24 protein-coding genes and 1 other RNA gene are annotated in these 26,968 nt (G+C 68.5%); 18 read left to right on the top strand and 7 right to left on the bottom strand.

Translation table 11 applies throughout. The features are described from left to right. Nucleotides 1-50: 50 nt before the first annotated feature. Complete coding sequence (locus tag IEX88_RS12040) at nt 51-1,466, top strand: FAD-binding oxidoreductase (protein ID WP_188850879.1); 1,416 nt, start codon at nt 51-53, stop codon at nt 1,464-1,466. 157 nt (nt 1,467-1,623) lie between these two features. Beyond that, nucleotides 1,624-5,688, top strand: coding sequence for an AsmA family protein (locus IEX88_RS12035; protein ID WP_188850877.1), 4,065 nt, complete (start codon nt 1,624-1,626; stop codon nt 5,686-5,688). Nucleotides 5,689-5,922: 234 nt separating this feature from the next. Here the strand turns inward: IEX88_RS12035 and IEX88_RS12030 are convergent, their stop codons facing one another. The 4 genes from IEX88_RS12030 to ssrA form a co-directional block, all read right to left on the bottom strand. Next, nucleotides 5,923-6,138, bottom strand: a complete 216-nt coding sequence (locus IEX88_RS12030; RefSeq protein ID WP_188850875.1) for a ribbon-helix-helix domain-containing protein — start codon at nt 6,136-6,138, stop codon at nt 5,923-5,925. 48 nt (nt 6,139-6,186) lie between these two features. Beyond that, nucleotides 6,187-6,423 carry a DUF4169 family protein gene (locus IEX88_RS12025; RefSeq protein ID WP_188850873.1) on the bottom strand — a complete coding sequence of 79 codons (237 nt, stop codon included), beginning with the start codon at nt 6,421-6,423 and terminating at the stop codon, nt 6,187-6,189. Between the two features lie 3 nt (nt 6,424-6,426). Further along, nucleotides 6,427-6,999, bottom strand: a complete 573-nt coding sequence (locus tag IEX88_RS12020) for an SspB family protein (RefSeq protein WP_188850871.1) — start codon at nt 6,997-6,999, stop codon at nt 6,427-6,429. Between the two features lie 57 nt (nt 7,000-7,056). Next, nucleotides 7,057-7,432: a transfer-messenger RNA gene (ssrA, locus tag IEX88_RS12015) on the bottom strand. A 293-nt stretch (nt 7,433-7,725) separates the two neighbouring features. Here ssrA and IEX88_RS12010 point away from each other — a divergent pair. Further along, the gene (locus IEX88_RS12010; RefSeq protein ID WP_188850869.1) at nt 7,726-7,941 is read left to right on the top strand and encodes a CsbD family protein; all 216 of its coding nucleotides are present in this window, start codon (nt 7,726-7,728) and stop codon (nt 7,939-7,941) included. A gap of 199 nt (nt 7,942-8,140) precedes the next feature. Then, complete coding sequence (locus IEX88_RS12005) at nt 8,141-9,640, top strand: phospholipase D-like domain-containing protein (protein WP_188850868.1); 1,500 nt, start codon at nt 8,141-8,143, stop codon at nt 9,638-9,640. A 105-nt stretch (nt 9,641-9,745) separates the two neighbouring features. On the opposite strand, the gene IEX88_RS12000 is transcribed toward IEX88_RS12005, so the two are convergent. Then, entirely contained in the window at nt 9,746-10,099 is a 354-nt protein-coding gene (locus IEX88_RS12000) for a c-type cytochrome (RefSeq protein ID WP_244640104.1), read from the bottom strand. A gap of 197 nt (nt 10,100-10,296) precedes the next feature. On the opposite strand from IEX88_RS12000, the gene IEX88_RS11995 reads away from it, so the two are divergent. The 10 genes from IEX88_RS11995 to IEX88_RS11950 all read left to right on the top strand — a co-directional run bounded on the left by IEX88_RS11995 (nt 10,297) and on the right by IEX88_RS11950 (nt 20,708). Beyond that, nucleotides 10,297-12,006, top strand: a complete 1,710-nt coding sequence (locus IEX88_RS11995) for an HAD family hydrolase (protein ID WP_188850867.1) — start codon at nt 10,297-10,299, stop codon at nt 12,004-12,006. A 126-nt stretch (nt 12,007-12,132) separates the two neighbouring features. Further along, nucleotides 12,133-13,065, top strand: coding sequence for a universal stress protein (locus tag IEX88_RS11990; RefSeq protein ID WP_188850866.1), 933 nt, complete (start codon nt 12,133-12,135; stop codon nt 13,063-13,065). A 140-nt stretch (nt 13,066-13,205) separates the two neighbouring features. Continuing rightward, on the top strand, nt 13,206-13,598 hold the full coding sequence (locus tag IEX88_RS11985; RefSeq protein WP_188850865.1) for a hypothetical protein: 393 nt from the start codon (nt 13,206-13,208) through the stop codon (nt 13,596-13,598). A 185-nt stretch (nt 13,599-13,783) separates the two neighbouring features. After that, the gene (locus IEX88_RS11980) at nt 13,784-14,182 is read left to right on the top strand and encodes a DUF995 domain-containing protein (protein ID WP_244640102.1); all 399 of its coding nucleotides are present in this window, start codon (nt 13,784-13,786) and stop codon (nt 14,180-14,182) included. Between the two features lie 260 nt (nt 14,183-14,442). After that, nucleotides 14,443-15,237, top strand: a complete 795-nt coding sequence (locus tag IEX88_RS11975) for a thymidylate synthase (protein WP_188850864.1) — start codon at nt 14,443-14,445, stop codon at nt 15,235-15,237. Nucleotides 15,238-15,297: 60 nt separating this feature from the next. Next, nucleotides 15,298-15,885: a glutathione S-transferase family protein gene (locus tag IEX88_RS11970; RefSeq protein WP_188850863.1), complete on the top strand. Its 588-nt coding sequence runs from the start codon at nt 15,298-15,300 to the stop codon at nt 15,883-15,885. Further along, a complete protein-coding gene (locus tag IEX88_RS11965) occupies nt 15,882-16,388 on the top strand; it encodes a dihydrofolate reductase (protein ID WP_188850862.1) in 507 nt (168 codons plus the stop codon). Before IEX88_RS11970 ends, IEX88_RS11965 begins: the two co-directional genes overlap by 4 nt. Before the next feature lie 204 nt (nt 16,389-16,592). Beyond that, nucleotides 16,593-17,810, top strand: a complete 1,218-nt coding sequence (gene hflK / locus IEX88_RS11960; protein WP_188850861.1) for an FtsH protease activity modulator HflK — start codon at nt 16,593-16,595, stop codon at nt 17,808-17,810. Then, the gene (gene hflC / locus IEX88_RS11955; RefSeq protein ID WP_188850860.1) at nt 17,810-18,895 is read left to right on the top strand and encodes a protease modulator HflC; all 1,086 of its coding nucleotides are present in this window, start codon (nt 17,810-17,812) and stop codon (nt 18,893-18,895) included. The genes hflK and hflC overlap by 1 nt, the downstream gene beginning before the upstream one ends. 271 nt (nt 18,896-19,166) lie before the next feature. Continuing rightward, nucleotides 19,167-20,708 carry a Do family serine endopeptidase gene (locus IEX88_RS11950; protein WP_444542186.1) on the top strand — a complete coding sequence of 514 codons (1,542 nt, stop codon included), beginning with the start codon at nt 19,167-19,169 and terminating at the stop codon, nt 20,706-20,708. A 67-nt stretch (nt 20,709-20,775) separates the two neighbouring features. Here the strand turns inward: IEX88_RS11950 and IEX88_RS11945 are convergent, their stop codons facing one another. Beyond that, nucleotides 20,776-21,321, bottom strand: a complete 546-nt coding sequence (locus IEX88_RS11945) for a GNAT family N-acetyltransferase (RefSeq protein ID WP_188850858.1) — start codon at nt 21,319-21,321, stop codon at nt 20,776-20,778. Then, entirely contained in the window at nt 21,318-22,196 is an 879-nt protein-coding gene (gene serB / locus IEX88_RS11940) for a phosphoserine phosphatase SerB (protein ID WP_188850857.1), read from the bottom strand. Before serB ends, IEX88_RS11945 begins: the two co-directional genes overlap by 4 nt. An 8-nt stretch (nt 22,197-22,204) precedes the next feature. On the opposite strand from serB, the gene miaA reads away from it, so the two are divergent. The 4 genes from miaA (at nt 22,205) to IEX88_RS11920 (ending at nt 26,942) form a co-directional block, all read left to right on the top strand. Then, nucleotides 22,205-23,146, top strand: a complete 942-nt coding sequence (miaA, locus tag IEX88_RS11935) for a tRNA (adenosine(37)-N6)-dimethylallyltransferase MiaA (RefSeq protein WP_188850856.1) — start codon at nt 22,205-22,207, stop codon at nt 23,144-23,146. Between the two features lie 50 nt (nt 23,147-23,196). Beyond that, nucleotides 23,197-23,979 carry a GGDEF domain-containing protein gene (locus IEX88_RS11930; RefSeq protein WP_188850855.1) on the top strand — a complete coding sequence of 261 codons (783 nt, stop codon included), beginning with the start codon at nt 23,197-23,199 and terminating at the stop codon, nt 23,977-23,979. Nucleotides 23,980-24,072: 93 nt separating this feature from the next. Then, entirely contained in the window at nt 24,073-24,882 is an 810-nt protein-coding gene (locus IEX88_RS11925) for a DUF1206 domain-containing protein (RefSeq protein WP_188850854.1), read from the top strand. Nucleotides 24,883-25,163: 281 nt separating this feature from the next. Then, complete coding sequence (locus tag IEX88_RS11920; RefSeq protein ID WP_188850853.1) at nt 25,164-26,942, top strand: acetolactate synthase 3 large subunit; 1,779 nt, start codon at nt 25,164-25,166, stop codon at nt 26,940-26,942. The last annotated feature ends 26 nt before the right edge of the window (nt 26,943-26,968 follow it).

Below are 26,968 nucleotides of genomic sequence, written 5' to 3'. Positions count from 1 at the left end.
GCCGGTCTATGGCATTGCGGGCGAAGGGAAAAGTTACGAGGGGACGGGCGATGACTCTGGCGGACATCAGGCGCGAGATTTCCCCGCCGCGACACGGCACGGCGACCGCGGTCGCGCTCCTGAAACAGCGGTTCGGCGAACGTCTCGTGACGGGCGAGGATGTGCGCCGCGCGCATGGCCACACCCGCACCTATATCCCGAACCAGCTGCCCGATGCCGTCTTCTTCGCCGAGACCGAGGAAGAGGTGCGCGACGTCGTCCTCGTCTGCCACGCGCATGCCTGCCCGATCATCGCCTTCGGCATCGGCTCCTCGCTGGAGGGCCACGTCAACGCGCCTTTCGGCGGCATCTCGCTCGACCTGTCGCGGATGGACAAGATCCTGCAGCTGAACCCGGAGGATTTCGACGTCACCGTCGAGCCCGGCATCACCCGCGAGGCGCTGAACGCGCAGCTGCGCGACACCGGCCTGTTCTTCCCGATCGATCCCGGTGCCAATGCCAGCCTCGGCGGCATGGCGGCGACGCGGGCGAGCGGCACCAGCGCCGTGCGCTACGGCACCATGCGCGACAACGTCATCGGCGTCACCGCCGTCATGGCGGATGGCCGCATTATCCGCACCGCGCGCCGGGCGAAGAAGACATCGGCCGGCTACGACCTGACGCGCCTCCTCGTCGGCTCGGAAGGAACGCTCGGCATCATCACCAAGCTGAACCTGAAGCTCTACGGCATCCCCGACACCATCCTCTCCGGCGTCTGTCCGTTTCCGAGCGTGCGCCAAGCCTGCGATGCGGTGATCCAGACGGTGCAGTCAGGCATCCCTGTGGCGCGGATCGAACTCCTCGACGCGGAGGCGATCGAGGCCTCGATCGCCTATTCCAAGATCGATCTGCCGCGCTCGCCCTGTCTCTTCGTCGAGCTGCACGGCTCGGCAGCCTCGGTCGCCGAGCAGGCCGAATTCTTTGCCGCGATCGCGGGGGAAAACGGCGGCGGCCCCTTCGCCGGCTCGACGCGCACGGAGGAGCGGGCCAAACTCTGGAAGGCGCGGCACGACTTCTACTGGGCGAGCCTGACCTTGCGCCCGGGCGCGCAGGCGATCGCGACGGATGTCTGCGTGCCCGTCTCGTCGCTGTCCGACTGCATCGCCGAGACGCAGGCCGACATTGCCGAGCACGGCCTCATCGGCCCGATCGTCGGCCATGTCGGCGACGGCAATTTTCATGTCACGCTGCTGCTCGACCAGGAGAACGAGGAAGAGGTCGAGCGCGCCGAGGCCTTCATCGCCCGACTGTCGCTGCGGGCCTTGCGCTACGACGGCACCTGCACCGGCGAGCACGGCGTCGGCCAGGGCAAGCGCGGCTATCTCCAGGACGAGCTGGGCGAGGCGCTCGGCGTCATGCGCCAGATCAAGCAGGTGCTCGACCCCAACAATATCCTCAATCCCGGCAAGATCTTCATGCCGGCCTGATAGAGCTGTGTTCGGCAGTTCCCGCCGGCATCGACAAAATCGCCACTTTCTGGCCATTCCGTAGAGTCGTGCGCTAGGATTTGCTGGGCGTTTGCTCCATGCAGGGAATGACGGTGCGAGACGCGCCAGCCTTGCCGCTGCGGATGGGCGGCGGATCGTGCCAAAGCGGACGGACGAGAAGGAGAGTGTCCTGGTCAGAGGCTTCGTCGCCATCGGCGGACTGTTAGTCCTCGCGCTGCTCGGCGTGCTGATCGCCCCCTATTTCATCGACTGGAGCGCCTACCGGGCGGATTTCGAGCGCGAGGCTTCGGCCATCGTCGGGCACAAGGTCGTCGTGCGCGGCGCCGCCTCGGCGCGGATTCTTCCCTTCCCCTCGGTGACCTTCACCGATGTCGTCGTGGAGGATGCGGCCAATCCGGCCAAGCCGCTGATGACCGTCGCCGGCTTTCGCATGGACGCGGAACTGGCGCCCTACCTTTCCGGCGTCATCCAGATCTTCTCCATGCAACTGGACCGGCCGCACATCCGCGTCCCGCTGACTCAGGACGGCGGCTTGTCGCTTGTCGGCGCAACGGCGGCCTTGCCGATCGATGCCCGGATCGTTCTCGACGATGTCGAGATCCGCGATGGATCGATCTCGCTCGAAAACGGCATCACCGGCCGCGTGCACAATCTGACCGACGTCGACGCCCGGATGTCCGCCCGCTCGCTGCAGGGGCCCTTTGCCGGATCCGGCACGCTCGCGGCCAACGGTCAGACGCTGACCTTCTCCCTGGCCAGCGGCCCGGTGCAGGAGACAACGGGCCTGCCTTTCCGGCTGACCGTCGACTCGCCGGTTCTGGACGCCAGCCTCGTCTTCGATGGCGCCGCGGCAGTAACGGAGAACCTGCCGACCTTCACCGGCGCGATGCGGGTCGTCAGCCCGCTGCCGAAGCCGGTGACGAGCGAGCCGCCGGCCGACGGCGTGCCTGTCGCGCCCACGCCCGAGAGGGCGCGCCTGCTGCCGCCGCTCGATGCCGCCGCCAAGCTGGTGGCGACGCCGGCGAAGATTGATCTCAGCGAGATCCGTGTCGCCGCCGGTGCCGGCGAGACGCCCTACATCCTGACCGGGTCCGGATTGGTCAGCCTCGCCCGCCTGCCGCATTTCACCCTGGATCTCGAAGGCGAGCAGGTCGATGTGGACAGCCTCGCCAGCGACGCGGCGACGCCCTCGGCGGAGCCGCTCACCTTCGAGCGGCGGCTGGCGGCGGCGCAGGCCGTGCTCGCCGCGGTGCCCAAACCCCAGATGCCGGGAAGCGTGACGCTGGCGCTGCCCGTGGTCGTGGCCGGCGACACGACGATCCGCGACGTCGCCTTGACCGCCTCGCCGACGGACACCGGATGGTCGCTGGCACGCTTCGTGGCGGAACTGCCGGGGCGCACCAGCATGGAGGCGACCGGCGTCGTCACCCTCGCGTCGTCGATCGGCTTCAAGGGCGATCTCCTCGTCGCCTCGCGCCAGCCTTCTGGCTTTGCCGGCTGGCTGACGGGATCGGTCGATCCGGCGATCCGCGCGCTGCCGCAAGCGGGCTTTTCGGCGACGGTGGACCTGACGCCGGACGTGCAGCTGTTCAGCGATCTCGAGATCAACCTGGCCGGCGACACGCTGAAGGGCCGACTGCAGCGCTCGGGGCCGCGCGACGCGCGCGCGCTCAGCGCCTCGCTCGATGCCGGCCGGGTCGATCTCGACGCGCTGCTGGCGCTGTCGCGGCTGTTCACCGGCGAGGACGATTCGCTCGCCGAAGCCGGCAAGATGGCCGTCCGGATCTCGGCCGGGCCGGTGACCTATCGCGGCGTCGCCGCCGGCCGAATCGATGCCGATCTCGCCTATGACGGCGACGGCGTGCGCGTCGCGCGGTTCGATCTCGGCGATCTCGCGGGGACCGATGTCGAGCTGTCCGGCACGCTCGGCGGCTTCGGGGGCGGCGTGGCCGGCGTGGAAGGAAGCCTGGCCTTCAAGCTGGCCTCCGCCCGTCCGGCGGAGGCGATGGCATTTCTGGCGGCGCAGCTGCCGGCGAGCCCGGCGCTGGACGCGCTGGTGGTTCGCGCGCCGACGCTCGGACCGCTGGCGCTGGCCGGGAGCGTGAAGACGCAGGTGGAAAAGCCGGGCGAAAAGCCGACGCTCGACATCGCGCTGGACGGCACCGCCGCCGATACCGCCATCACCCTGCAGCTGGCGCTCGGCAACGGGATCTATGCCGAGGGCAGCAGCGGCCGCTTCGGGCTCGATCTCGGCCTCACCAGCCCCACGCCCTCCGTTCTCCTGTCGCAGCTCGGGCTGGAGTCCCTGCCGGTGCCGTCCCCTTCGCCTCTGGCATTGACGGTGGCGCTCTCGGCCGGCGAGACCGGCCCCGTGGCGGCCAGCGCCGCCCTGCGCGCGCCCGGCACCGCCTTTACGGCCGAGGGCACGTTCGAGGTCGCCGCCACCGGGATCACGGCCGCCGACTTCGGCGTCAACGCCCGCAGCGACGACCTGTCGCCGCTCCTGATGACGACCGGCATCGCCTTGGGCCAATCGGCGCTGGAGGTCCTGCCGGTCGATCTCGGCGGCCAGGTCGCGTTTGCCGGCGACACGCTCGACCTGCGCAATGTGTCGGGAAAGATCGCCGGCACCGATGTCAGCGCCGAGCTGCAGCGGCTGGCCGGTGAGCCCCTGACGGGCGAGGTCTATGTCTCGGACCTGTCGCTGCCTTGGCTGGCCTCGCTCGTCTACGGCCGGCCGCCCGCGCGCGGCGAGGCCTGGTCAGACGAAAGCTTCACGGCTGCGCTGCTGCCGCCGGTCGATCTGGCCCTGCAGGTCAGCGCGGACACGCTGCGTCTTGGCAACGGCCGCGACCTCGGCGATTTCGGCGCGGCTCTCGACGCGACCGACGGCAATCTGCAGCTGACCTCGATGAAGGGCGCGTTCTCCGGCGGCTACGTCTCGGGATCGGCGACGCTGCGCAATGCCAATGGCGTCGGCGGTTTTGCGCTGGCGGCCGAGTTCAACGGCATCGACCTCGGCACCCTGGCGCAGGGCCGCAGCGGCGACGACGAGGCGGGTGACGCCGGCCTGCCGGGCATTGACGGGACTCTGGATGCCAGCCTGTCGCTGGATGGCACGGGCCAGTCCTATGCGGGTCTGGTCTCTGCGCTGACCGGGGCCGGATCGGTCCGCATCCAGGACGGCAGTTTTGCCGGGATTCGGCCTGGGATGTTCGGCCCGCTGCTGACCGCCGCCGACGCCGAGGGATTTGCGCCGGGAACGGAGACGACGGCCGGCCTCGTCGCGGATCTTCGGACGGGGTCGCGCTACCCCGTGCCGAATCTCCGGGCGGAGTTCTCCGTCGCTGGCGGCGTGGCGCGCTTCGCCAACACGCGCCTGGCCGGAACCGGCGAGACCCTCGGCGGCGACGGATCGATCGACCTGAAGACGCTCGGCATCGATGCCAGCCTGCGGCTGGCGCTCGATCCCGGCGACGAGGCGATCGAGGGTGCCGAGCCGGCGATTCTCTATCGCCTGTCCGGTCCGCTGTCCGGCCCCACCCTGACGGCCGACGTCCAGCCGCTGGCGAGCTATCTCTCGGTGCGCGCCTTCGAGCGCGAGCAGGCACGGGTGGAGGCCATGCAGGAAGCGCTGCAGGAGCGGCTGCGGCTTCGCCGCGAGGCCCGCTACTATCGCTGGCGGGAGACCGAGCGTCTGGCGGCCGAGACGGCGAAGGCGGCGACGGACGCCGCCGAAGAGCTGCGCCTGCAACGGCAGCGGGTGGAGGCCGAGCGGGCGGCGGCCGAGGCCGCTGCTGCCGCGGAAGCCGCGGCGACGCTCGCGCGCGAAGCTCGGGAGGCGGAGGAGGCGCAACGCCAACGGGCGGCGCGCGAGGCGGAAGCGGCGGCCGCGGCCCGGGCGGCAGAAGCGGCCCGCGCGGCGGAGGCGGCGCGTGCGGCGGAGGCAGCGCGTGCTGCGGAAGCTACACGGGCAAGGGAGGCCGAGCGGGCCCGGCAGGCCCGCGAAGCGGCTGGCGCCGCCGCGGCGGCGTCCCGACAGGCCGAGGAGGCGCGCCGCGCCGCTGAAACGCCTTCCGGTTCCCCATCGCCGGCCTTGCCGCCGTTTCGCCTGGAGCCGGCGCCTGCCCCTGCGAGCCCGCAGACGCCCTCCCAGGACTTCCCGTCCTTGCCCGGCGTCAGCAATCCGCTCGATTTCTGAGGCGGGACGGCGATTCTGGAATCCGCCATCCCGCATTCACTCGTCGGCTTCGCAGGATCTGTCCCGGAACTTTGCGGCCCCGTTTCGGGCCCAGTCTCGAAGACCGGCGAAGGCTGATCGAACTCACGGGATCACCGACACGCAGACAGCGGTCGGCCATCACGGCATCAACGCCCCTGTCGTGCTGCGCCAGCTGTCGTGCTGCGCCACCGACGCCCGCGACGGTCAGGCCGCTCAGGCGTGCCGGCCGAGCGCCTCGTCGAGCACGAAGAGGCGGACGGCGGACGAAAGGTTGGAGCCGGGCTCGCGGCCGGCATCGATTGCCGCGACGAGGGCAGCGATCGGCTGGGCTCTGGCTCCGGCGATCGCCTGCAGCCTTATCCAGAACGCGTCCTCGATGCTGATCGAGGTGCGGTGGCCGCGGATGGTGATGGATCGCTTGACGATCATCTAACGTCCGCCGTGATCATACCGGCGGCCTCTCCGCAGGCGCGAGGTTCAGGAAGGTTCGTCCGCCGGCGGCGATGCGCGGCTGCCAGCATCCCCGGCCGGATCCGCCACATTGCCGCGGCGCACCCCGTCGAGCGCCCGCGCGGCCTGCCGGTTCTCCCGCTCCGCCTTGTCGCGCAGAGCCTTCGGCATGCCGAAGGCTATCCGGTTGGCGTCGGCCTTCTCAGCGTCGTCACGCCGCAAAGCGCGCTTGCGGGCCAGGCGAAGATTGACGATCTCCGCCAAGACTCAGGTCTTCTTGCGGAACGCGTCCAGCGAGACGACATCCGCCGGCTTCTTGTCGGTCGCGGCCGGATTGTCGGTCTTCTCGGCGGCGTCCTCCTTGCGCGGCTTGGCCGGCAGTTTGGAGGGCGCGGCAGCGCGCTGCGGCTTCGGCACCTGCTGAAGGGCGGGAGCGGGAAGCGGCACGGAACCGTCGTCGGTCGAGCCATTGGCCGCCTCGACGTCGCGAACGTCGAATTCCAGCTCGAAATTCACCGCCGGATCATAGAAGCCGCGGATCGCCGCGAAGGGGATCAGCAGGCGCTCGGGAATGTCGGAGAAGGACAGGCCGACTTCGAAGGTCGTGTCGGTGACCGCGAGATCCCAGTACTGGTGCTGGATGACGATCGTCATCAGCTCAGGATACTTTTCCCGCAGCCGCGACGAGATCCGCACGCCGGGTGCCGAGGTGAGGAAGGTGATGAAAAAGTGGTGCTCGCCCGGCAGGCCGGTCTTGATGACTTCGTTCAAGACCTTGCGGATGACGCCGCGCAAGGCGTCCTGGGCGAGAATATCGTAGCGGATTAAATCTTGGCCCATCGTGAGGTCTCTGACTGCTTTCCGCATTGGGTCCGACACGCCGGTCGGGGAAGATTGAGTGGAGGCTTCTGTTGCCAGGTGCCTCCGGACCCCGCCCGAGAGTGCGAACCCCCAGGACTTGATTTGAAGCTATCGCACAGCCTTAGGCTGCGAGACGGGCTTCCGCATAGTTGTCATTGGCAACTACTGATACAGCCCGATAACGGTGGTACAATGCCGAGCAAAGTTCCGATCTTTACACCCTCGTCGATCCTATTTCGCCCCCGCCTCAGCTCTTCGCGGGAAGGAAGCGATCCTTCGGGGAAGAACTCAGGTGGAGGCGCCGGGTACCGCCCCCGGGTCCGAATGGCTTATTTCATCGGCGGTTTATCGCCATAGCCGGCTTGCGCCAGCGAAAAGGAATATAGGCAAGTACCTTGCGTCTGAAAAGGCCGAAAGCGGTCTTCCCCTTCGGGCGCCGGCAGTTTCCCGCAAGGGCTGTGTCCGTGGCCCCGGTTCCGGCCGGAAGAGCGCGGCTCGAGGATCTCCCGCGGACCCCATCGTCGGCCCTGGTGTCGCCCTGCCGTGAGCGCCGGCGGGCCCATGCATCGTCACCTCCCGATCTGCCTTCGCCTTTCCCAAGGCACGAAAGTTCGGACGAACAATTATGTGTCCGGCTGAACAAACCGCCGGGTGGCGCGTTGGGAAGCCGAGGACATTGATGTCCGTATCCGATGGAGAAGAACGATGGGTAGCACTTCCGACAAGATCTCGGGCCTCGCCAACGAAGCCACCGGCAACGTCAAGCAGGCGGCCGGCAAGGCGGTCGGCAACGAGCGGCTGCAGGCGGACGGCAAGGCGCAGGAAATCAAGGGCGAAGCCCAGCAGGCGGTCGGCGATGCCAAGGCCGCCGTCAAGAAGGGCGCCGACAACGTGTCGGACGCTGCCCACCGCAACCTCTGATCTGACGGCAGGAGAGGGGCGGGTCCCGGTGGGGCCCGCCCCTTTTTGCGTCTGCCGCCGCGCCCACGACCGCTGACGGCAGCGAAGCACCTGCGCCGGGACTGGTTCCGGGCCAGGGTGCGGCTTATGTCGGGGGGCAAGGGCCGAGCCTGCCGGATGCCGGCCGGGCCGTGCAGAACTTCGGAGCGATGTGCAGCGCATGGACGACCTGACCCGCCTGAGCCCTTTGCGCCCGCTCGACAACTGTTTCCGCGTGGCCGAGGCGACCAGAGCCTCGGTGATCATCGATGCCGACGACTATTTTCACTGGGCCCGCGCCGCCATGCTCAAGGCCCGGCGCCGGATCGTCCTCGTCGGCTGGGATTTCGATGCCCGCATCACGCTGGGGCGGGCGGGGACCGGCGACGACGCGGCGCCCGAGCGGGTCGGCGACTTCATCTACTGGCTGGTCGAGAACAATCCCCATCTCGACGTCTATCTCCTGCGCTGGGATCTCGGCGCGCTGAAGACGCTGACGCGGGGCTCCACCATCTTCACCGTGTTCAAGTGGATGGCGCATCCGCGCATCCACACCAAGCTCGACAGCTTTCACCCCACCGGGGCGTCGCACCACCAGAAGATCGTCGTCGTCGACGATGGCTTTGCCTTCTGCGGCGGCATCGACATGACCGAGGATCGCTGGGACACGCGCGAGCACCGCCACGGCGACGAGCGTCGCCGCCGTCCCAATGGCAGTCTCTACGGCCCCTGGCACGATGCCACGACGGCCGTCGAGGGGCCGATGGCGCAGGTGCTGGCGACGATCGCCCGCGACCGCTGGCACCGGGCAGGCGGCAAGCCCATGGCGGCGCTGGAGGATTCGGCTTCGTGCTGGCCCGAGGGCCTTGCCGCGCAGTTCGAGAATGTCACCATGGCCGCCTCTCGCTCGCTGCCGGCGATGACCGGCCAGGACGAGGTTCTGGAGGTCGAGCGCCTGTATCTCGACCAGATCGCCCGAGCGAAGCGCCTCATCTATGCCGAGAGCCAGTATTTCGCTTCTCGGCGGATCGCCGAGGCGATCGCCAAACGGCTGGAGGAGGAGGACGGCCCCGAGATCGTCGTCATCAATCCGCTGACGGCCCAGGGATGGCTCGAGCCGATCGCCATGGACACCGCGCGGGCGCGCCTGCACGAGGCCTTGCGCCGCCGCGATCCGCGCGGCCGCTTCCGGATCTACCATCCCTATACGGACGGCGGCGCGCCGATCTACGTGCATGCCAAGATCCTGATCATCGACGATATGATCCTGCGGATCGGCTCCTCCAACATGAACAACCGCTCGCTGCGCCTGGACACCGAATGCGACGTCACCATCGACGTCGAAATGCCCGGCAATGAGAGCATGCGCGAGACGATCATCGCGCTCCGAAACAACCTGCTCGCCGAGCACCTGGGCACCGACGTCGACCGTGTCGCTCGCCTCGTCACGGAGACGGGGTCGCTCGTCCAGACGATCGAAACCCTGCGCGGCACGGGACGGTCGTTGCGTCCCTACGAGACGCCCGAACTCAGCGACGTCGAAAAATGGCTCGCCGACAACGAGGTCCTCGATCCCGAGGGGCCAAGCGAGATGTTCGAGCTGCCGAGCAAGCGCGGCCTTCTCCGGCGCCTGAAGGGAAGGCTGCACCGCCCGAGGATCAGGGCCCGACGTTCGGCCTGACGGGTTCGGCACCGGGGCAAACGCGCCAGACGATCTCGCAGGATCCACGCTGGGCACGGGCGGGCGCGGGCAAGCGACCGCTCTTCCTGGCTCCGGCGCCGGGCGCTAGTCCGAACCGGAATCGCCCATGACCGATCCGATATAGGCGACGATGTCGTCGATCTCGTCCTGCGATGCCTCAAAGACCGGCATGCCGGGATGGCCGGTATCGATCGTGCCGATGAAGGTTTCCTCCAGCGCGTCGATCGGAAAGCGCTCCGACAGCGTGCGAAAGGGGGGCGCCTGCGGATTGGGGCTGCGCGGCTCGTCCGCAACGGCATGGCAGCCGGTGCAGTTCAGGACGACGAGCGCCTTGCCCCGCGCGACGCGTTCGTCCGGCGCGCCGCCCTGCGAACGGGCCGGTTGGCTGGCCAGGAGGGCGACCGTCATCCCGAGACAGAAAACGAGGGATCGATGCATCGGTGGCCTCGCTGGGAAAATATGATCGGAGCCCGGGCCGTGGCGACGCCATTCGCAACGCGAGCCCGACGGCAAGTGCCTGTCTCAGCACTGTTTACAGGATATGGCGCTGATGCGCCTTGCTCCAGATCAAGGCGGCGCCATCTGATCCGGGCCAAGCTGCGGAACAAAGCCCGGCATTCGATTCAAGGCACTCCATGTATTTCCTGGCGTTGGCCACCGATTTCGACGGAACGCTGGCGCATGACGGCATCGTTGCCGCCCAGACGCTGGAGGCGCTGCAGCGGCTGAAGGCGAGCGGGCGGCGGGCGATCCTGGTCACCGGGCGGGAACTGCCCGATCTCCTCGCGATCTTCCCTCAGGCGAAGATGTTCGACCGCATCGTCGCCGAGAACGGCGCGCTTCTCTTCGATCCGGGCAGCGGTCTCGAGCAGCTTCTGGCGCCGCCGCCCCCGCCGGACTTCGTGCAGAGGCTGCGCGACAGGGGCGTCGGGCCGATCTCCGTCGGCCGCGGCATCGTCGCCACCTGGGAGCCGCACCAGGGCGCGGTCCTCGAGGCGATCCGCGAGTCCGGGCTCGAACTGCAGATCGTCTTCAACAAGGGCGCCATCATGATTCTGCCGCCCGGCGTCAACAAGGCCTCGGGCCTTCATGCCGTGCTGCGCGATCTCGAATTGTCGGCCCACAACGTCGTCGCGGTCGGCGACGCGGAGAACGATCACGCGCTGCTGTCGGCGAGCGGCTGCGGTGCCGCCGTCGCCAATGCCGTGACCGCGATCCGGGATGGCGCCGACCTTCGCCTGACCGGCGACCATGGCGCCGGCGTCGCCGAATTGATCGATCGGCTGATCCGCGAGGATGCGGGACTGGCGCCCACGACCCGGCACGGCATCGTCCTGGGAGCCGACGGGCAGGGCGAGGCGGTGCGCCTGACCCCTTTCGGCGGCAATGTGCTGATCATCGGCGGCTCGTGCAGCGGCAAGTCGTGGCTGGCGACCGCGCTGACCGAGCGCATGGCGGAAGGGCGTTTCGAGTTCTGCGTGATCGACCCCGAGGGCGACTACGTCGATCTCGACCATGCGGTCTTCATCGGCACGTTGCGCGCGCCGCCGCCGGCGGCCGAAGCCCTGAAGCTGCTGCACGACGATGCCGTCAACCTCGTCGTCAACAGCCAGGCTCTGCCCGTGCACGAGCGGCGGATGCTGGCCGCGACCATGCTGACGCAGATCGACAGGCTGCGGGCCCGCACCGGCCGGCCGCATTGGCTGGTGATCGATGAGGCGCACGAGGTGCTGCCGTTCGCCGCGCCCGGCGGAAGCAGAGTGGAACTGGCCGCGGCGACCGGCACCATTCTCGTCACCGCCTATCCGCATGCGGTCTCGCGCGACGTGCTGCGCCAGGTCGGCGTCGTCGTGGCGCTGGGGGCCGACGCCACCGCGGCGCTGGCGGCCCTCGCGGCGACGATCGGCGTCGCGCCGCCGAAGGTTTTGGTCGAGCCCGGCCCGGAGGAGGCGCTCTATTGGCGACCGCGCGCGGACGAGCCTCCCGTCTGCGTCCGGATTGCCGGGCCGCTGCAAATCCATCGCCGCCATCGCGGGAAATATGCGATCGGCGACGTCGGCACCGTCCACAGCTTCTATTTTCGCGGCCCGCACAAGACGATGAACCGCCCGGCCCACAATCTCTATCGCTTCCTGGAGATCGCCGCCGACGTCGACGACCGGGTCTGGGAGCATCACCTGAAGGCCGGCGACTATTCGGCCTGGTTTCGGCATGTGATCCGGGACGAGGATCTGGCTTCGGAGGTGGAAGGGGTGGAGACGGACGCGGCACTGCCGCCGCAGGAGAGCCGGCGCCGCATCCGCAAGGCCGTCTGGCGGCGCTATGCCGCGCCGGCGAGCGGGTGAGGGGGATCGCCCGACTGCCCGGTGCGTCCTGGCCGCGCGCTGTCCGATGGCTTGACCTGCATCAAGGCAGGCCTGGCATCGACGGGTCTAGCCTTGGCGGATGAAGGACACCCATCGGAGGCCAAGATGAATCTGGACGCACCCCTTGCATCCGCCGGCAGCCCGCCTGCCACCCCGCTTGCCACTCCGCCGGGAACGTCGGAGCGAAGCCTCGCCGAGCGGCGCCTCGCCGGCATCGCCGACGTCGCCGTCCATGTCGACGGATCGGCCGGCGACGAGTCGCGGATCGCCTATGCCGAGGCGCTCGCCGTCGCCGCCGGCGCGCATCTGACCGCCTTCCAGACCAACTACATCCCCGATCCGCCGATCACGGCGGAGGCGGGGAGTGCCTGGATCGTCAGCGAACTGTTCGAGGATGGCCGCCGGATCGGCGCCGAAATCGAGCAGCGCCTGCGTACACGGCTGGACCTTCTGGCGGTGCCCTGGGAGATTCAGCGCTGCGACGACATGCTGGCCGGACTGATGCGGGCGGCGGCGGGCCTGGCTCGGACGAGCGACGTCTTCGTCTACGGCCGGCCCTTCGACGAGGGCGGGCTCGCCCTGCAATATCTGGAAGCGGTGCTCTTCAATGCGAGCAGCACGGTTCTCGTGGCGCCGCCCGAAGCGGCTGCCGCCGGCGCGCCCAAGACGATCCTCATCGGCTGGCGCGATTCCGCCGAGTGCGCGCGGGCGATCGCCGCCGCGCGCCCCTTCCTGGCGGCGGCCGATATCGTTCACCTCGTCTCGGTTCTGGAGGATGGCTCCGAGGAGGAGCAACACCGCGAGCCGGCGGCGGCCATGGCCCGGCATCTGGCCCGGCACGGCGTGACCGTCGAGATCCGCCATCTGCCGAAATGGCGCCGGCCCGGCGAGGGGCTGATCAACGAGGCCGTCATTCTCGGCGCCGATCTGATCGTGGCGGGCGCCTATGGCCATTCGCGTTTCAGGGAGCGGATCTTTGGCGGCGCGACGAGGGATCTCCTCCAGGAAAGCCCGGTGCCGGTGCTCCTGGCGCGGTAAGCCGGCGCGTCTTTGCCGAGGCGCGCGGCGCCGGAAGGCGCCAAGCCCGGGGCCGGCGATCCCCGTCGCCAAGGCCGGTGACCGCGCGGTCTTTCGGACCGCGGTGCGACAGATCCATCCCCTTGCAAAGGAGAACCACGATGTCGATCCAGCCCCCTGAGACCCGTCCCGCCTCGACGCTTCCGGCCATGCCGTTTGCAGGTGGGCTGGGGGATGCGATGGACCTGATCGTCTCGCTCCAGCTGCTCTGGTGGAGCGCCGCGGCGAAGGCGCAGACGCAGCGCGCCTCCTTCCTGACACGGCGATGCGAAGCCGCCAGTCGCCTGCCCTTGGCCCTGGCGGAACGCTGTCCGGCCGGCGAGGCACTGGCGATCGGCCAGGATTACGTCGAGGCGGTCGTCGTCGACTATGTCGATGAACTCGCCCGCTGCGCCGAGGCGCACGCCCTCGTCGCCGCCGAATCCGCCGCGCGGATGCGCGCGAGCGTCCGGACGCTGAGCCGGGACAGGGCGGCCCAAACCGTGTGCCCCTGAGACGGGACCGTCGTTTCGAAAACAGCCATGCCGCGACAAGGGCCTGATCGAAGGACGATGCAACGCCCCCGCCATCGGTCTCGCTGCGTCGACGGGCCCGGCGCGACCGCATGGGCTTGATCGGTGTCAAGGGCAGGGCCGGGCCGCCGGCCTAGGATCAGCCGGAACGAGCAGAAAGAGAGAAAATGACCATGACCGCCCACCCCGAAGCCGACCTCACCCCCGCCTTCCGCCATGTCCGGCTGGAACTGGCGCGCGAGCCGGGCCATCCGGAAGGCGACGCCGATCAGGGCTACGACCTTCTGGTGCCGCTCGACGCCGAGGGTCATCTGGATCCCGTGGAATGGAAGGCGCATCAGGGCGCCTGCCGCGTCCGGCGATTCCACGACGGCGTCACCGACCAGATCGGCCGCCTGCGCCGCAAGCCGGGCGGCACCTGGTACTTCGACTATGCCGAAGGGCGCGACGACGACGAGATCGGCTTTCGTCTCGGGGCCGAACGCTTCGTGCCGGGGGAATATGTCTCGGTCAGCCACGGCGGCGCCATGCACACCTATCAGATCAAGCGCGTCCAGGAACTCTGAGGCGGCGCTGGCTCGTTGAAGACCAATAGGCTCGGATCCGCCCGCCGATCCGGACAGGTCGCGCAAGCTTTAGGCGGTGGGAGGGCGAGGCGGCTTCTTTCGCCCTCCCGCCTGCGCAGCGCGCGGGGACAATCCTTTGTCGCCGCATCGGATGCGCTGGCGAACCGAATCGCATAAAGCGCTAGACTGACGATCGGCTTTCGATGCCAAAGGCGGCGCTGCCGCCAGGCGGGGAGCCGGCACGAACTTTCGAGGTTTTGATGCGCGCCTATCTGGATCTCATCGATCGCGTCCTCAGCGAGGGCGTCGACAAGGGCGACCGGACCGGGACCGGGACACGCTCGGTCTTCGGCCACCAGATGCGCTTCGACCTGTCGAAGGGGTTCCCGCTCGTCACCACCAAGAAGCTGCACATCCGCTCGATCGTGCACGAGCTTTTGTGGTTCCTGAAGGGCGATACCAACATCGCCTATCTCAACGCCAATGGCGTCAGGATCTGGGACGACTGGGCCGACGAGAAGGGCGAGCTCGGGCCGGTCTACGGGGCGCAGTGGCGCTCCTGGCCGGACTATCAGGGCGGCCACATCGACCAGATCGCCGAGGTGGTGCGGGAGATCCGGAAGAATCCGAACTCGCGCCGGCTGATCGTCTCGGCCTGGAATCCGGCGCTGGTCGACGAGATGGCGCTGCCGCCCTGCCACTGCCTGTTCCAGTTCTACGTCGCCGATGGCCGCCTGTCCTGCCAGCTCTACCAACGCTCGGCCGACATCTTTCTCGGCGTGCCCTTCAACATCGCCTCCTATGCGCTGCTGACGGCGATGGTGGCGCAGGCGACGGGGCTTGAGGCCGGCGATTTCGTGCACACCCTCGGCGACGCCCATCTCTACGCCAATCATATCGAACAGGCGCGCCTGCAGCTGTCGCGCGAGCCGCTGCCGCTGCCGACGCTTCGTCTCAACCCGGTCGTCACCGATCTCTTCGCCTTCCGCTTCGAGGACATCGCGGTGGAGGACTATGCGGCGCACGACCATATCCGGGCGCCGATCGCCGTGTGACGAGGCCGGACGGCGCGACGCCATGACAAGAAGGGGGCTGAGCCCTTCTCGGGAGGGAATATGCTGACACTTTTTCACGCGCCGCGGTCCCGATCCAGCCGCATTCTGTGGCTGCTGGAGGAGCTGGGGGCGGACTGCGAGGTTCGCCGCGTGTCGATCCGGCGCATGGACGGGTCGGGCGAGCGCGATCCGGGCAATCCGCATCCGGCCGGCCAGGTGCCGGCGATCCTCCACGACGGCGCCGTGGTCTCCGAATCCAGCGCCGTGGTGCTGTATCTCACCGATCTCTTTCCGGGCTCGGAGATGGGGCGGGCGATCGGCCATCCCGAAAGGGCGGCCTATCTGACCTGGCTCGCCTATTATGCCGGCGTGATCGAACCGGCCGTGACCGCGCATTTCCTCGATGCCGCCAAGCCCGGCACGCCTTTCGGCCGGCTCTACGAGGAGATGGTCGATCGGCTCAGCACGACCCTGTCGCAGCAGGACTACCTCCTGGGGCCGACGGTCTCGGCCGCCGACATCCTCCTGGCCAGCGTCATGCAGTGGGCGGCATCGGCCATGCCCGATCTCGATGTTCTGAGGGCGCATCTCGACCGCATGCAGGCCCGGCCCGCGCTGGCGCGCGCCATGGCGCGGGACGACGCATGACCCGGCTGGTCGCCGTCGTCGCCATGGCCGCGAACCGGGTGATCGGCCGGGACGGCACCATGCCCTGGTCGCTGTCGACGGACCTCCGGCGCTACCGCCGGCTGACCATGGGCAAGCCGATGATCATGGGCCGCAAGACGCTGGAAGCGATCGGCCGCGTGCTCGACGGGCGGGACTCCGTCGTCCTGACCCGGGCAGCCGTGCTGCCGCTGCCCGGCGCCGTGCTGGCGCCCTCGCCGGAGGACGCGCTGGCCATCGCTGGCAAATTGGCAGAGGGCCGCGGCGCCGAGGAGATCGTGATCGCCGGCGGCGCCGAGATCTACGCCCTGTTCCTGCCGCAGATCGAGCGGCTCTACGTGACGCATGTCGAGGCGGAGCCGGAGGGGGACGCGCGGTTTCCCGTCATCGATCCGCAGGCCTGGCGGATCGTGGCGGAGGAAACGGTGGCGGCCGGCGAGCGGGACAGCGCCGCCAGCCGCTTCGTGACCTACGACAGGCGATGAGATCGATGCCGACGAGCGGCGATGAACCGATCGGCGCGGCCGGCGTTACCCATAACGCCTCAAATTAGCCCCGATCGCCGCGACGCCGCGCCTAAATGGCGCGGGCGCGTTGAAAGCCGGCCACCCAATTCTTATAAAAGGTCCGGGAGCGAGCGCGACGCGTGGCCTTTTCCCGCGTAATTCATATCAGGCGAGAGGACATGCATGCCCTGGAGTAATCAGACGGGTGGCGGCGGAGGCTGGAAAAGCGGCGGCGGCAATGGTGGCGGACCTTGGGGGCAGGGACCACAGGGCCAGCGCCCCGGTAACAAGTCACCCGATCTGGAAGAGATCCTGAAACGCGGCCAGGACCGGCTGCGGCGTGCCATTCCCGGTGGCGGCGGCGGCGGTCGCGGCGGACCCGGTGCGGGTGCCGGCGGCAGCGGCGGCGGCCTGGCCCTCGGCGGTCTGCTCCTGGTGCTTTTCGCCGTGATCTGGGCATTCAATGCCATCCACATGGTGCAGCCCGGCGAGTACGGCGTGAAGGTGTTTCTCGGCAAGCCGCGCGAGCAGCTGGCCAATGAGGGACTGAACTTCACCCTCTGGCCGCTCGAGACCTTCGCCACCGTGCCCGCGGTCGAGAACCAGCTGGCCATCGGCCGCACCGGGACCGACTCCGCGGGCGGGAACTCCCCCGGCCTGATGCTCTCGGGCGACCAGAACATCGTCAACGTGCAGTTCTCGGTGCTCTACCGCATCGACAAGCCCCAGGATTATCTCTTCAACGTCGACGACCCCCAGGGCATGCTGCGCCAAGTGTCGGAGAGCGCCATGCGCGAAGTCGTCGGCCGTCGTCCGGTGGACGAGGTGTTCCGCGACAACCGCGCCGGCATCGCCGAATCGGTGCGTGCCATCATCCAGGACGCCCTCGACCGCTATGGTTCGGGCATCCGCATTTCCGGCGTCTCGATCGAGGATGCGGCCCCGCCGCAGCAGGTCGCGACCGCCTTCGAGGAAGTGCAGCGCGCCGGACAGGACCAGATCCGGTTCGTCGAGGAGGCCAGCCTCTATCGCAACCAGCAGCTCGGCCGCGCCCGCGGCGAGGCGCTGCAGATCCGCGAAGACGCGGCGGCCGAGAAGAACCGGCTGATCCAGGACGCCAACGGCGAGTCGCAGCGCTTCACCGACATTCTCGACGAATATGAGAAAGCCCCGGAGGTGACCCGCAAGCGGCTGTTCCTCGAGACCATGGAAAGCGTCTACGGCGATTCCAAGAAGGTGCTCGTCGACGGCAGCGTCGGCCAGCAGGGTGTCGTTCCCTATCTGCCGCTGGGCAGCCTGCAGACGCCGGCGGCGCCGAACGCCGCCACGCCCGCTCGGCCGGCCGGCCAGACCGGCAACACCATTCCGGCTTCGCCCGCGACCATCCAGGGGACCAACTGATGAGCCAGCGTTTCTATGCGGTGCTGATCGTCGCCGTCGCCGCCCTTTTCTTCATCTGGAACTCGCTTTTCGTCGTCAACGAACGCGAACAGGCGGTCGTCCTCCGTTTCGGTCAGATCCAGCGCGTCGTCACCGAGCCCGGCCTTTATGTGAAGCTGCCCTTTACCTTCGCCAACGCCGACTCGGTGCAGATGCTCCCCGACCGCCTCCTGCGCTCGGACATCATCGATCTGGAAGTCCAGGTCTCCGGTGGCGCCCGTTACGTCGTCGACGCCTTCATGGTCTACCGGATCGAGGACGCCCGGAAATTCCGCAACGGCGTCCAGGGCGGTAGCCTCGAGGTCGCCGAGCAGCGGCTTCTGACCCGCTTCAACTCGGCCATTCGCGCCACCTACGGTCAGCGCAGCTTCGACGCCGCGCTGTCGGCGGCGCGGGCGGAAATGATGGTGGAAATCCGCGATCAGGTGCGCCCCGAAGCCGCCGCTCTCGGCATCAGCCTGGAAGACATCCGCATCAGCCGGACCGATCTGACGTCGGAAGTGTCGGAAAACACCTATAGCCGCATGGCTGCCGAGCGTCTGACGGAAGCCGAGCGGCTGCGCGCCGAGGGCCAGGTTCAGGCCCGGCAGATCCGGGCGACGACCGAGCGCGAGGCTTCCGAACTGGTGGCCGGCGCGCGTCGCGACGCCGCGGTCCTGCAGGGCGAGGGCCAGGCGCTGCGCAATGCGACCCTGGCTGGCGTCTACGGCCGGAACCAGGAGTTCTTCGAGTTCTACCGCTCGATGCAGGCCTACCAGAACGCTCTGGGAACCGACGGGCCGTCGATGGTGCTGAGCCCGAACTCGGACTTCTTCCGGTACTTCAAGAACGACGGCATCGGCGGCGCCACATCCTCCGTCGCCGGAACGGCGCCGGCGGCACCGGTTCAGGGCGCGGGGGAGGCGGCGACGCCCGCCCCGGCGGCGCCCGACGCCGCGCCCGCGGCGCCTAACGCCGCACCGGCTGCCGCGGAACCCGCACCGGCAGGGACACCGGCCGACGCGCCGGCAGAGGCTCCTGCCGCAACGCCTACACCGACTCAGTAAAGCGGTACGGGCGGCGTCGCTACGCCGGCCAAACGAAGGGGGCGCCGATCTGATCGGCGCCCCCCTTTTATTGTGCGCCGCCATCACCTTCGCATCAGCGCCGCGCAATACGCTTGATTCCGCCTCTTTTTTACGTTTGCCTCCGGGAAGACACGGGGCGCGATCGACGGCGTCTTGCCCGCACCAGCCCTGCAGTCGTCCATTCACGGGAAAAGCCATGTCCGTTCAGCGCCGCCGAATCTCGTTCGCTGCCATCGCCGGCGGAACGGTCATGATGGGAATGCTGTCCGCCGGCGCTCAGGGGGTCATCGAGCCGCCACCGGAAGGGCAGGTCATCGCGCCCCAGGTGCCGCCGGCCACGACCATCGAGCTCGATGCGACAGGCATTCCGGCGACGCCCCGGGCGATGTCGCATGGCCCCGCCTCGGTCGCCGACGTCGCCGAGGGCCTGCTCGACGCCGTCGTCAACATCTCGACGTCGCAGACGGTCGAGGCCGCCGGCCGCGGCATTCCGCCGCTGGAGGCGCCGGAGGGGTCGCCCCTGCAGGATTTCTTCGACGATCTCCTGAAGGACGACAACGGCTCGGGATCGCGCAAGGTGCAGTCGCTGGGTTCGGGCTTCGTCATCGACCCCTCGGGCATCATCATCACCAACAACCATGTCATCGCCGATGCCGACGAGATCACCGCGAATTTCGCCGACGGCTCGAAGCTGACGGCGACGCTCGTCGGCGTCGACACCAAGACCGACATTGCCGTCCTGAAGGTCGAGCCGACCACGCCGCTGAAGGCGGTCAAGTTCGGGCAGTCCGAGCAGCTGCGGATCGGCGACTGGGTCATGGCTGTCGGCAATCCGTTCGGCCTCGGCGGCTCGGTCACGGTCGGCATCGTCTCGGCACGCGGCCGCAACATCAATGCCGGGCCCTACGACAACTTCATCCAGACCGATGCCGCCATCAACCGCGGCAATTCCGGCGGCCCGCTGTTCGACATGAACGGCGACGTCGTCGGCATCAACACCGCGATCATCTCGCCGACCGGCGGCTCGATCGGCATCGGCTTCTCCATTCCCTCCGAAATCGCCACCAATGTCATCGGTCAGCTGCGCGAGTTCGGCGAGACGCGCCGCGGCTGGCTCGGCATCCGACTCCAGGAAGTCAGCGAGGACATCGCCACCGGGCTCGGCCTGCCCGCCGCCCGAGGCGCCCTGGTCATGGGCGTGGTCCCCGGCGGTCCCTCCGACAACGGCCTCCTGCGCGTCGGCGACGTGATCGTCGCCTTCGACGGCCAGGACATCGAGACCTCGCGCGATCTGCCGCGCATCGTCGCCGAAACCCCGGTCGGCAAGAAGGTTCAGGTCGAACTCCTGCGCAAGGAGGCGACCACCGCCGATCCGACCCAGGAGCTCCAGGTCGAGATCACGCTCGGCCGGCTCGAGGACGGCGAGAAGCTGATGACCGAGTCGGAAGCCGCGCCGACGACGCCCGAGGCGCCGGGAGCGCCCAAGACCGCTGAGATCGAGACCCTTGGCATGACCATCGGCGATATCGACGCCGACGCCCGCACCAAGTATTCGCTCGGCGAGGACGTCGCCGGCGTCGTGATCACCGCGGTCCATCCGGCGTCGAGCGCGGCCGAGAAGGGGATCGAGCCGGGCGCCGTAATCCGGGAAGTCGCGCAGGAAAAGGTCGGCAAGGCCAGCGACGTGGAAAAGAAGATCGCCGAGCTGAAATCGTCGGGGCGCAAGAACGCGCTGCTCCTGCTCGCCTCGGCCAGCGGCGAGCTGCGCTTCGTCGTCGTGCCGATCGACTGACACCTGCCGGCGAGGGCCCCGACGGCCGCTTATCGCCTGCCGGAACAGCGCCGCCGGGGGCTCTCGTCTATCTGCCGGCGGGTCTCGCCAAGCGGTAGAGCTTGTGGCGAACGAGGTGCGGGTGGGTGACCGGGTCGACGGCCGGGTGATCGAATTCGCCGTCCGGCATGAAACCCAGGCGCTGCATCACCGCTTCGGACGCGTGGTTGCCGGCAACGCAGAAGCTGACGACCGCATCGGGTGCGACGGTGGAGAAGGCCCGATCGAGGCAGGCGCGCGCGGCCTCCGTCGCATAGCCCTTGCCCCAGACTTCCGGAAAAAGCCGCCAGCCGATTTCGACTCCCGGCGCGAACGGGAGGTCAGGGCCGAGCCGGGCAAGGCCGGTCATCCCCACCAGCGCCCCGTCAGCCTTCGTTTCCAGCGCAAAGAAAGTCATGCCGTCACGGTCCAGCCTGGCGTTGAGCCGGTCGAGCATGGCGTCGGACTCTGCCCGGTCACGGCGAAACGGAAAGAAACGCATGACCTCGGGGTCGCTGTTGAGACGGTGAAAGGCCGGCCGGTCGCGCTCTTCCCAGCGGCGGACCCGAAGCCTCTCGGTCTCGAACGGGATCATCCGACGATGTCGGCGGCGCCGTAGCCTTGCATGAACAAGAGCGCGGTGAGGTCGCCGTGGTCGATACGGAAGGGCGCCGCGGCCGCGACGGTCGGCTTGGCGTGGATGGCGACGCCGGTGCCGGCGACACCGATCATACCGAGATCGTTGGCCCCGTCGCCGACCGCCAGCGCGTCGCCGGGCTGAAGTCCGCGCGCCGCCGCGATCTGCCGCAGCGCATCGACCTTGGCTTCGCGGCCGAGGATCGGCTCGGCGACCTTGCCGGTCAGGTGGCCGTCTTCGATCAAGAGGAGATTGGCGCGCGTCTCGTCGAAGCCGAGACGGGCGGCGACGATGGCGGTGAAGGCGGTGAAGCCGCCGGAGACGAGGGCGGTGTGAGCACCGTTCGCCTTCATCGTCGCGACCAGCTCGCGGCCGCCCTCGGCCAGCGTGATGCGGCTGTCGATGACCTCGGCGATGATCCGCTCCGGCAGGCCGGCGAGCAGCGCGACGCGTTCGCGCAAGGCCGGCTCGAAGGCGATCTCGCCGTTCATCGCCCGCGCGGTGATCGCCGCCACTGTGTCCTTGAGTCCGACGGCATCGGCCAGTTCGTCGATGCACTCCTCGCCGATCATGGTCGAATCCATGTCGGCGATCAGAAACTTCTTGCGCCGCCGGGCGGCGTCCTGCACCACGCAGTCGATCCGCGCCTCGGCGGCACTCTCCTCGAGGTCGCGGCGGGCGAATTCGCCCGGCGCGACGGCGAGGTGGATGTCGCAGGCGACGCCGCGTTCGAGCCAGACCAGCTCGCCGCCGAGACGGGTGGCCGTCTGACGGGCGAAGCCTTCGCCGAGGCCGGCTTCCCGGCGGGCGGAGATGAGCGTAACGACAACCATGGCGGGCAATGTCTCGGGCAAGCGGAAAAATACAGTCGGTCCTGATAGCCGGACCCACCGCGAGCGGCAAGTCGCGGCTGGCGCTCGAGCTGGCAGAGGCCTGCGACGGCGTCGTCGTGAACGCCGATTCCATGCAGGTCTATGCCGGGCTCGCGATTCTCAGCGCGCAGCCGACGGAGGCCGATCGGGCTGCGGCCGAGCACCGGCTCTACGGTCATGTCGATCCGGCCACCAACTACAATGTCGGTGCCTGGGCGCGGGATGCCGGAGAGGTGCTGGCCGATCTCCGCCGGGCCGGCCGGATCGCCATCGTCTGCGGCGGCACCGGGCTCTACTTTCGCGCCCTTCTCGGGGGAATCGACGACATGCCGGAGATCCCGCCGGCGATCCGTGCCGCCTGGCGCCAGCGACTGCTCGACACGGGGCCCGAAGACCTGCACGCGCAACTCCTGCAGCGTGACCCGGAAGCGGCCGGGCGGATCCGGCCGGGGGACTCGCAGCGGGTTCTCAGAGCGCTGGAGATCGTCGAGACGTCCGGCGGGCCCCTGGCGGCGCTGCAGCGGGGGCGCGGCCTGCCGCTCCTCGACGCGGCCCGCTCGCTGCAGATCCTCCTGACGCCGCCGCGCGCGGTGCTGCGGGCCAACATCGCGCAGCGATTCGACATGATGCTGGCGGAGGGCGCGCTGGAAGAGGCAAGAGTCTTCGCGGCCATCCCCGGCGCCCTTGCCGGCACCGCCGGAAAGGCGATCGGGGTCGCCGAACTCGGCCGGTACCTGGCGGGGCAGTGTTCGCTGGACGAAGCCCGTGAGCGCGCGGTCATCCGCAGCCGGCAGTACGCCAAGCGGCAGGATACCTGGTTTCGCCACCAGTTTGACGCGCAGTGGCAGAGGCTCGAAGCGGTCTCGCCCATCCATCGCAGCGATTTGATCGCGGCCGTTAAGGTCGGTTAAGTATCGTCTGCGCTATCCCCTGAGCCGCAGCGCAGGGAAAAGACGGCCAGATGACTTCAAGAAGGGCGGAAATTTCTGTCGTGCTGCTGCTGCTGGCCATCCTCGGCGCCGGCGTCATGGTTTTCCTGATGGGGCGGCAGCTTTCGGTCGCGGCCGATGCCGCCAGCGCTTCGATGTCCCATGTCCAGATCCTGTTCCTGGGCGCCGAGTTGCTGCTGGTCGCCGCCTTTTCCATTTGTCTCCTGTCGGTCCTGCCGACGATCCGGGCGCAATCGCGCGAGCATGGCAAGCTGCACAGCCTCACCGACGATCTCAGGCGCCGCACCTCGGAAATGGAGCTGGCCGCGCTCACCGACGGCCTGACGGGTCTCAACAACCGCCGCTATTTCGACGAGGCGCTGGCGCAGTATCTGGAGGAGTTCACCCGGATCGGCCGCCCCGTCGGCCTGCTGGTTCTCGACCTCGACCACTTCAAGGGGATCAACGACACCCATGGCCACGATGCCGGCGACGAGGTGCTGCGCGCGGTCGCGCGCTGCCTGATGGAGCATGCGCGCCATCACGATTTCGTCGCGCGGCTGGGTGGCGAGGAGTTTGCGGTGATCGTCCCCAATATGGGCCACGAGGCGCTGGCGATGTTCGCCGAGCGGTTGCGCCTGGCGGTCGAGCGGCTGGCGCTGGACGTCGGCAATGTCCGGCTGCGCATCACCATGTCGGTCGGACTGGCTGTCGCGGAGGGCGCCGGCAGCGCGGATCCGGCGACCCTGGTCAAGCGCGCCGACGTCAATCTCTACAACGCCAAGCAGGCCGGCCGGAACCGGATTTCCGCCTGATCCAGGGGGCCGGGCTGTCCAAACCGCGCCGGCGCCCTATTCCTCTGAGGGTACGGGGCCCGTTCCGGGGTCTGCGGCAGAGCAGGGATGACGATGGCGGCCAAGGAAACGATCGACCGTTATAGCGGCGCCCTCGAATGGGTCGCCCGCATCGGCTACGTCGCCCGCGGCGTCGTCTATCTCGTGATCGGCTATTTCTCCTTCAAGGCCGCCTATTCGGCGGGTCAGACCATGGACTCGAAGGATGCCGTCCGCACGGTCTTCGGCAGCACCGGCGGCGTCGTTCTGATGATCGTCCTCGTCCTCGCTTTGGCGGCCTTCGTCGTCTGGCGTCTCCTGCAGGCGGGTCTCGACCTCGACCATCATGGCACGGACGCCAAGGGGTTGGCGGTGAGGGCAGGGCTCCTTGGCAGCGCGTTCTCCCACGGGGCGCTTGCGGTTTTTGCCGCCTTGCTCGTTCTCGGCGCGCGGTCCGAGGGCGACAGCATCCTCGACCAGGCTTTGGAAAAGGCCTTCGCCGCCGGCTATGGCCAGATCGTCACCTACGCCATCGCCGCGCTGATGGCCGTCGTCGGTGCCGCGCATATTGCCAAGGGCGTGAAGGCCGGCTTCGAGAAATACATGCGGCTTCCCGAGGGACGGCAGTGGATGAAGCGCGTCTTCCAGGCCGGCCTCGTCGCCCGCGGCCTGACCTTCGTCCTGCTCGCCTTCCTGCTCGTCACCGGTGCCGCTTCCTACGCATCGGGCGACCGGCCGGGGCTCGCGACGGCGCTGGATGCCATGGCCGGCTGGAGCTATGGCTGGGCGTTTCTGGCCGCCACGGGGCTCGGGCTCGCCGCCTTCGGCCTCTATGCCCTGGCGCAGGCGCGCTACCGCCGCATCAACACCGATCTGACGGGATGACGCAGTGCAGCACAGGTTTTCCGCTTTTCGCGTTGACGCCTTGGCGAAGTCGGACTAGCCTTCGCATCATGAGCAAGATTCTTATTGTAGTAGGACGGCGTACACGCGAGACGGTCTGAGGACCGGCCGGCGAAAGCCACGTGTACGCTGCTCAAGGCCCTTCAGGGGCCTTTTTTATTGCCCTGATTTCCAGCCCCTTTCAGCATAATGGCTTCGCCACCAAGGATTTCCCGGGATGAACGGGATCGAGGCGAGCCTTTCCTAGGAAACGGACGAAGACGATGACTGCCGGACCACGCAAGATGACGGGCGCCCAGATGGTCGTCCAGGCGATGAAAGACCATGGCGTCGAACACCTGTTCGGCTATCCCGGCGGCGCCGTGCTGCCGATCTACGACGTCCTGTTCCAGCAGGACGCGGTCAAGCACATCCTCGTCCGGCACGAGCAGGGCGCCGGCCATGCGGCGGAAGGCTATGCCCGCTCCACCGGCAAGCCCGGCGTCGTCCTCGTCACCTCGGGACCGGGCGCGACCAACATGGTCACGCCGCTGCAGGACGCGCTCTCCGACTCCGTTCCGCTGGTCTGCATCACCGGCCAGGCCCCGACCATGCTGATCGGCTCCGATGCCTTCCAGGAATGCGACACCGTCGGCATCACCCGGCCCTGCACCAAGCACAACTGGCTGGTGAAGGACGTCGAGGACCTTTCGCGGGTCCTGCACGAGGCTTTCCATGTCGCCACGACGGGACGCCCGGGGCCGGTCGTTGTCGACGTTCCTAAGGACGTCCAGTTCGCCACCGGCACCTACACGCCGCCGGCGGCGATCCAGAGCCATGAGAGCTATCGCCCGCAGCTCGATGCCGACGAGGGCCGGGTTCGTGCCGCCATCGAACTGATGGCCAATGCCAAGCGCCCGGTCATCTATTCCGGCGGCGGCGTCATCAATTCCGGCCCCGAGGCGAGCCGGCTGCTGCGCGAGCTCGTCGCGCTCACCAATGCGCCGATCACCTCGACGCTGCTCGGCCTCGGCGCCTATCCCGCCTCAGGCGACAACTGGCTCGGCATGCTCGGCATGCACGGCACCTACGAGGCCAACCTCGCGATGCACGACTGCGACGTCATGCTGTGCATCGGCGCGCGCTTCGACGACCGCATCACCGGCCGCCTCGATGCCTTCTCGCCGAACTCGACGAAGATCCACATCGACATCGACCGCTCCTCGATCAACAAGACGGTGCATGTCCAGCTGCCGATCGTCGGCGACGTCGCCCATGTCCTCTCGGACATGATCCGGCTGTGGAAGGCGGAGGGGCGCAAGCCCAATGCCGAGCCGCTGCGGGCCTGGTGGGAGCAGATCGACGCCTGGCGCGGCCGCGACTGCCTGGCCTATGCGCAGGGCGACAAGGTGATCATGCCGCAATACGCGATCCAGCGGCTCTACGAGCTGACCAAGGACCGCGACACCTACATCACCACCGAGGTCGGCCAGCACCAGATGTGGGCGGCGCAGTTCTACCGCTTCGAGGAGCCGAACCGCTGGATGACGTCCGGCGGCCTCGGCACCATGGGCTACGGCCTGCCGGCGGCGCTGGGCGTCCAGATCGCCCATCCGAATTCGCTGGTCATCGACATCGCCGGCGACGCCTCGATCCAGATGATGATGCAGGAGATGTCGACCGCCATCCAGCACGGCGCGCCGATCAAGATCTTCATCCTCAACAACCAGTACATGGGGATGGTCAGACAGTGGCAGCAGCTGCTGCACGGCAACCGGCTGTCCAACTCCTATTCCGAGGCGCTGCCGGACTTCGTCAAGCTCGCCGAGGCCTATGGCGGCACCGGCCTGCGCTGCGAGCACCCGGAGGATCTGGACGCTGCGATCCTGCAGATGATCGACACGCCCGGCCCGGTGATCTTCGACTGCCGCGTCGCCAATCTCGCCAATTGCTTCCCGATGATCCCCTCGGGCAAGGCACACAACGAGATGATGCTGCCGGACGAGGCGACGGACGACGCCGTCTCCAAGGCGATCGACGCCAAGGGCGCGGCCCTCGTCTGACCCGGGCCCTGCCGCCGCCTCCCTTT

This window comes from Aureimonas glaciei (assembly GCF_014643375.1).
Lineage (GTDB): Bacteria > Pseudomonadota > Alphaproteobacteria > Rhizobiales > Rhizobiaceae > Plantimonas > Plantimonas glaciei.
The sequence above is the reverse complement of the archived record's forward strand: the minus strand, read 5'-3'. Positions and strand labels throughout refer to the sequence as shown.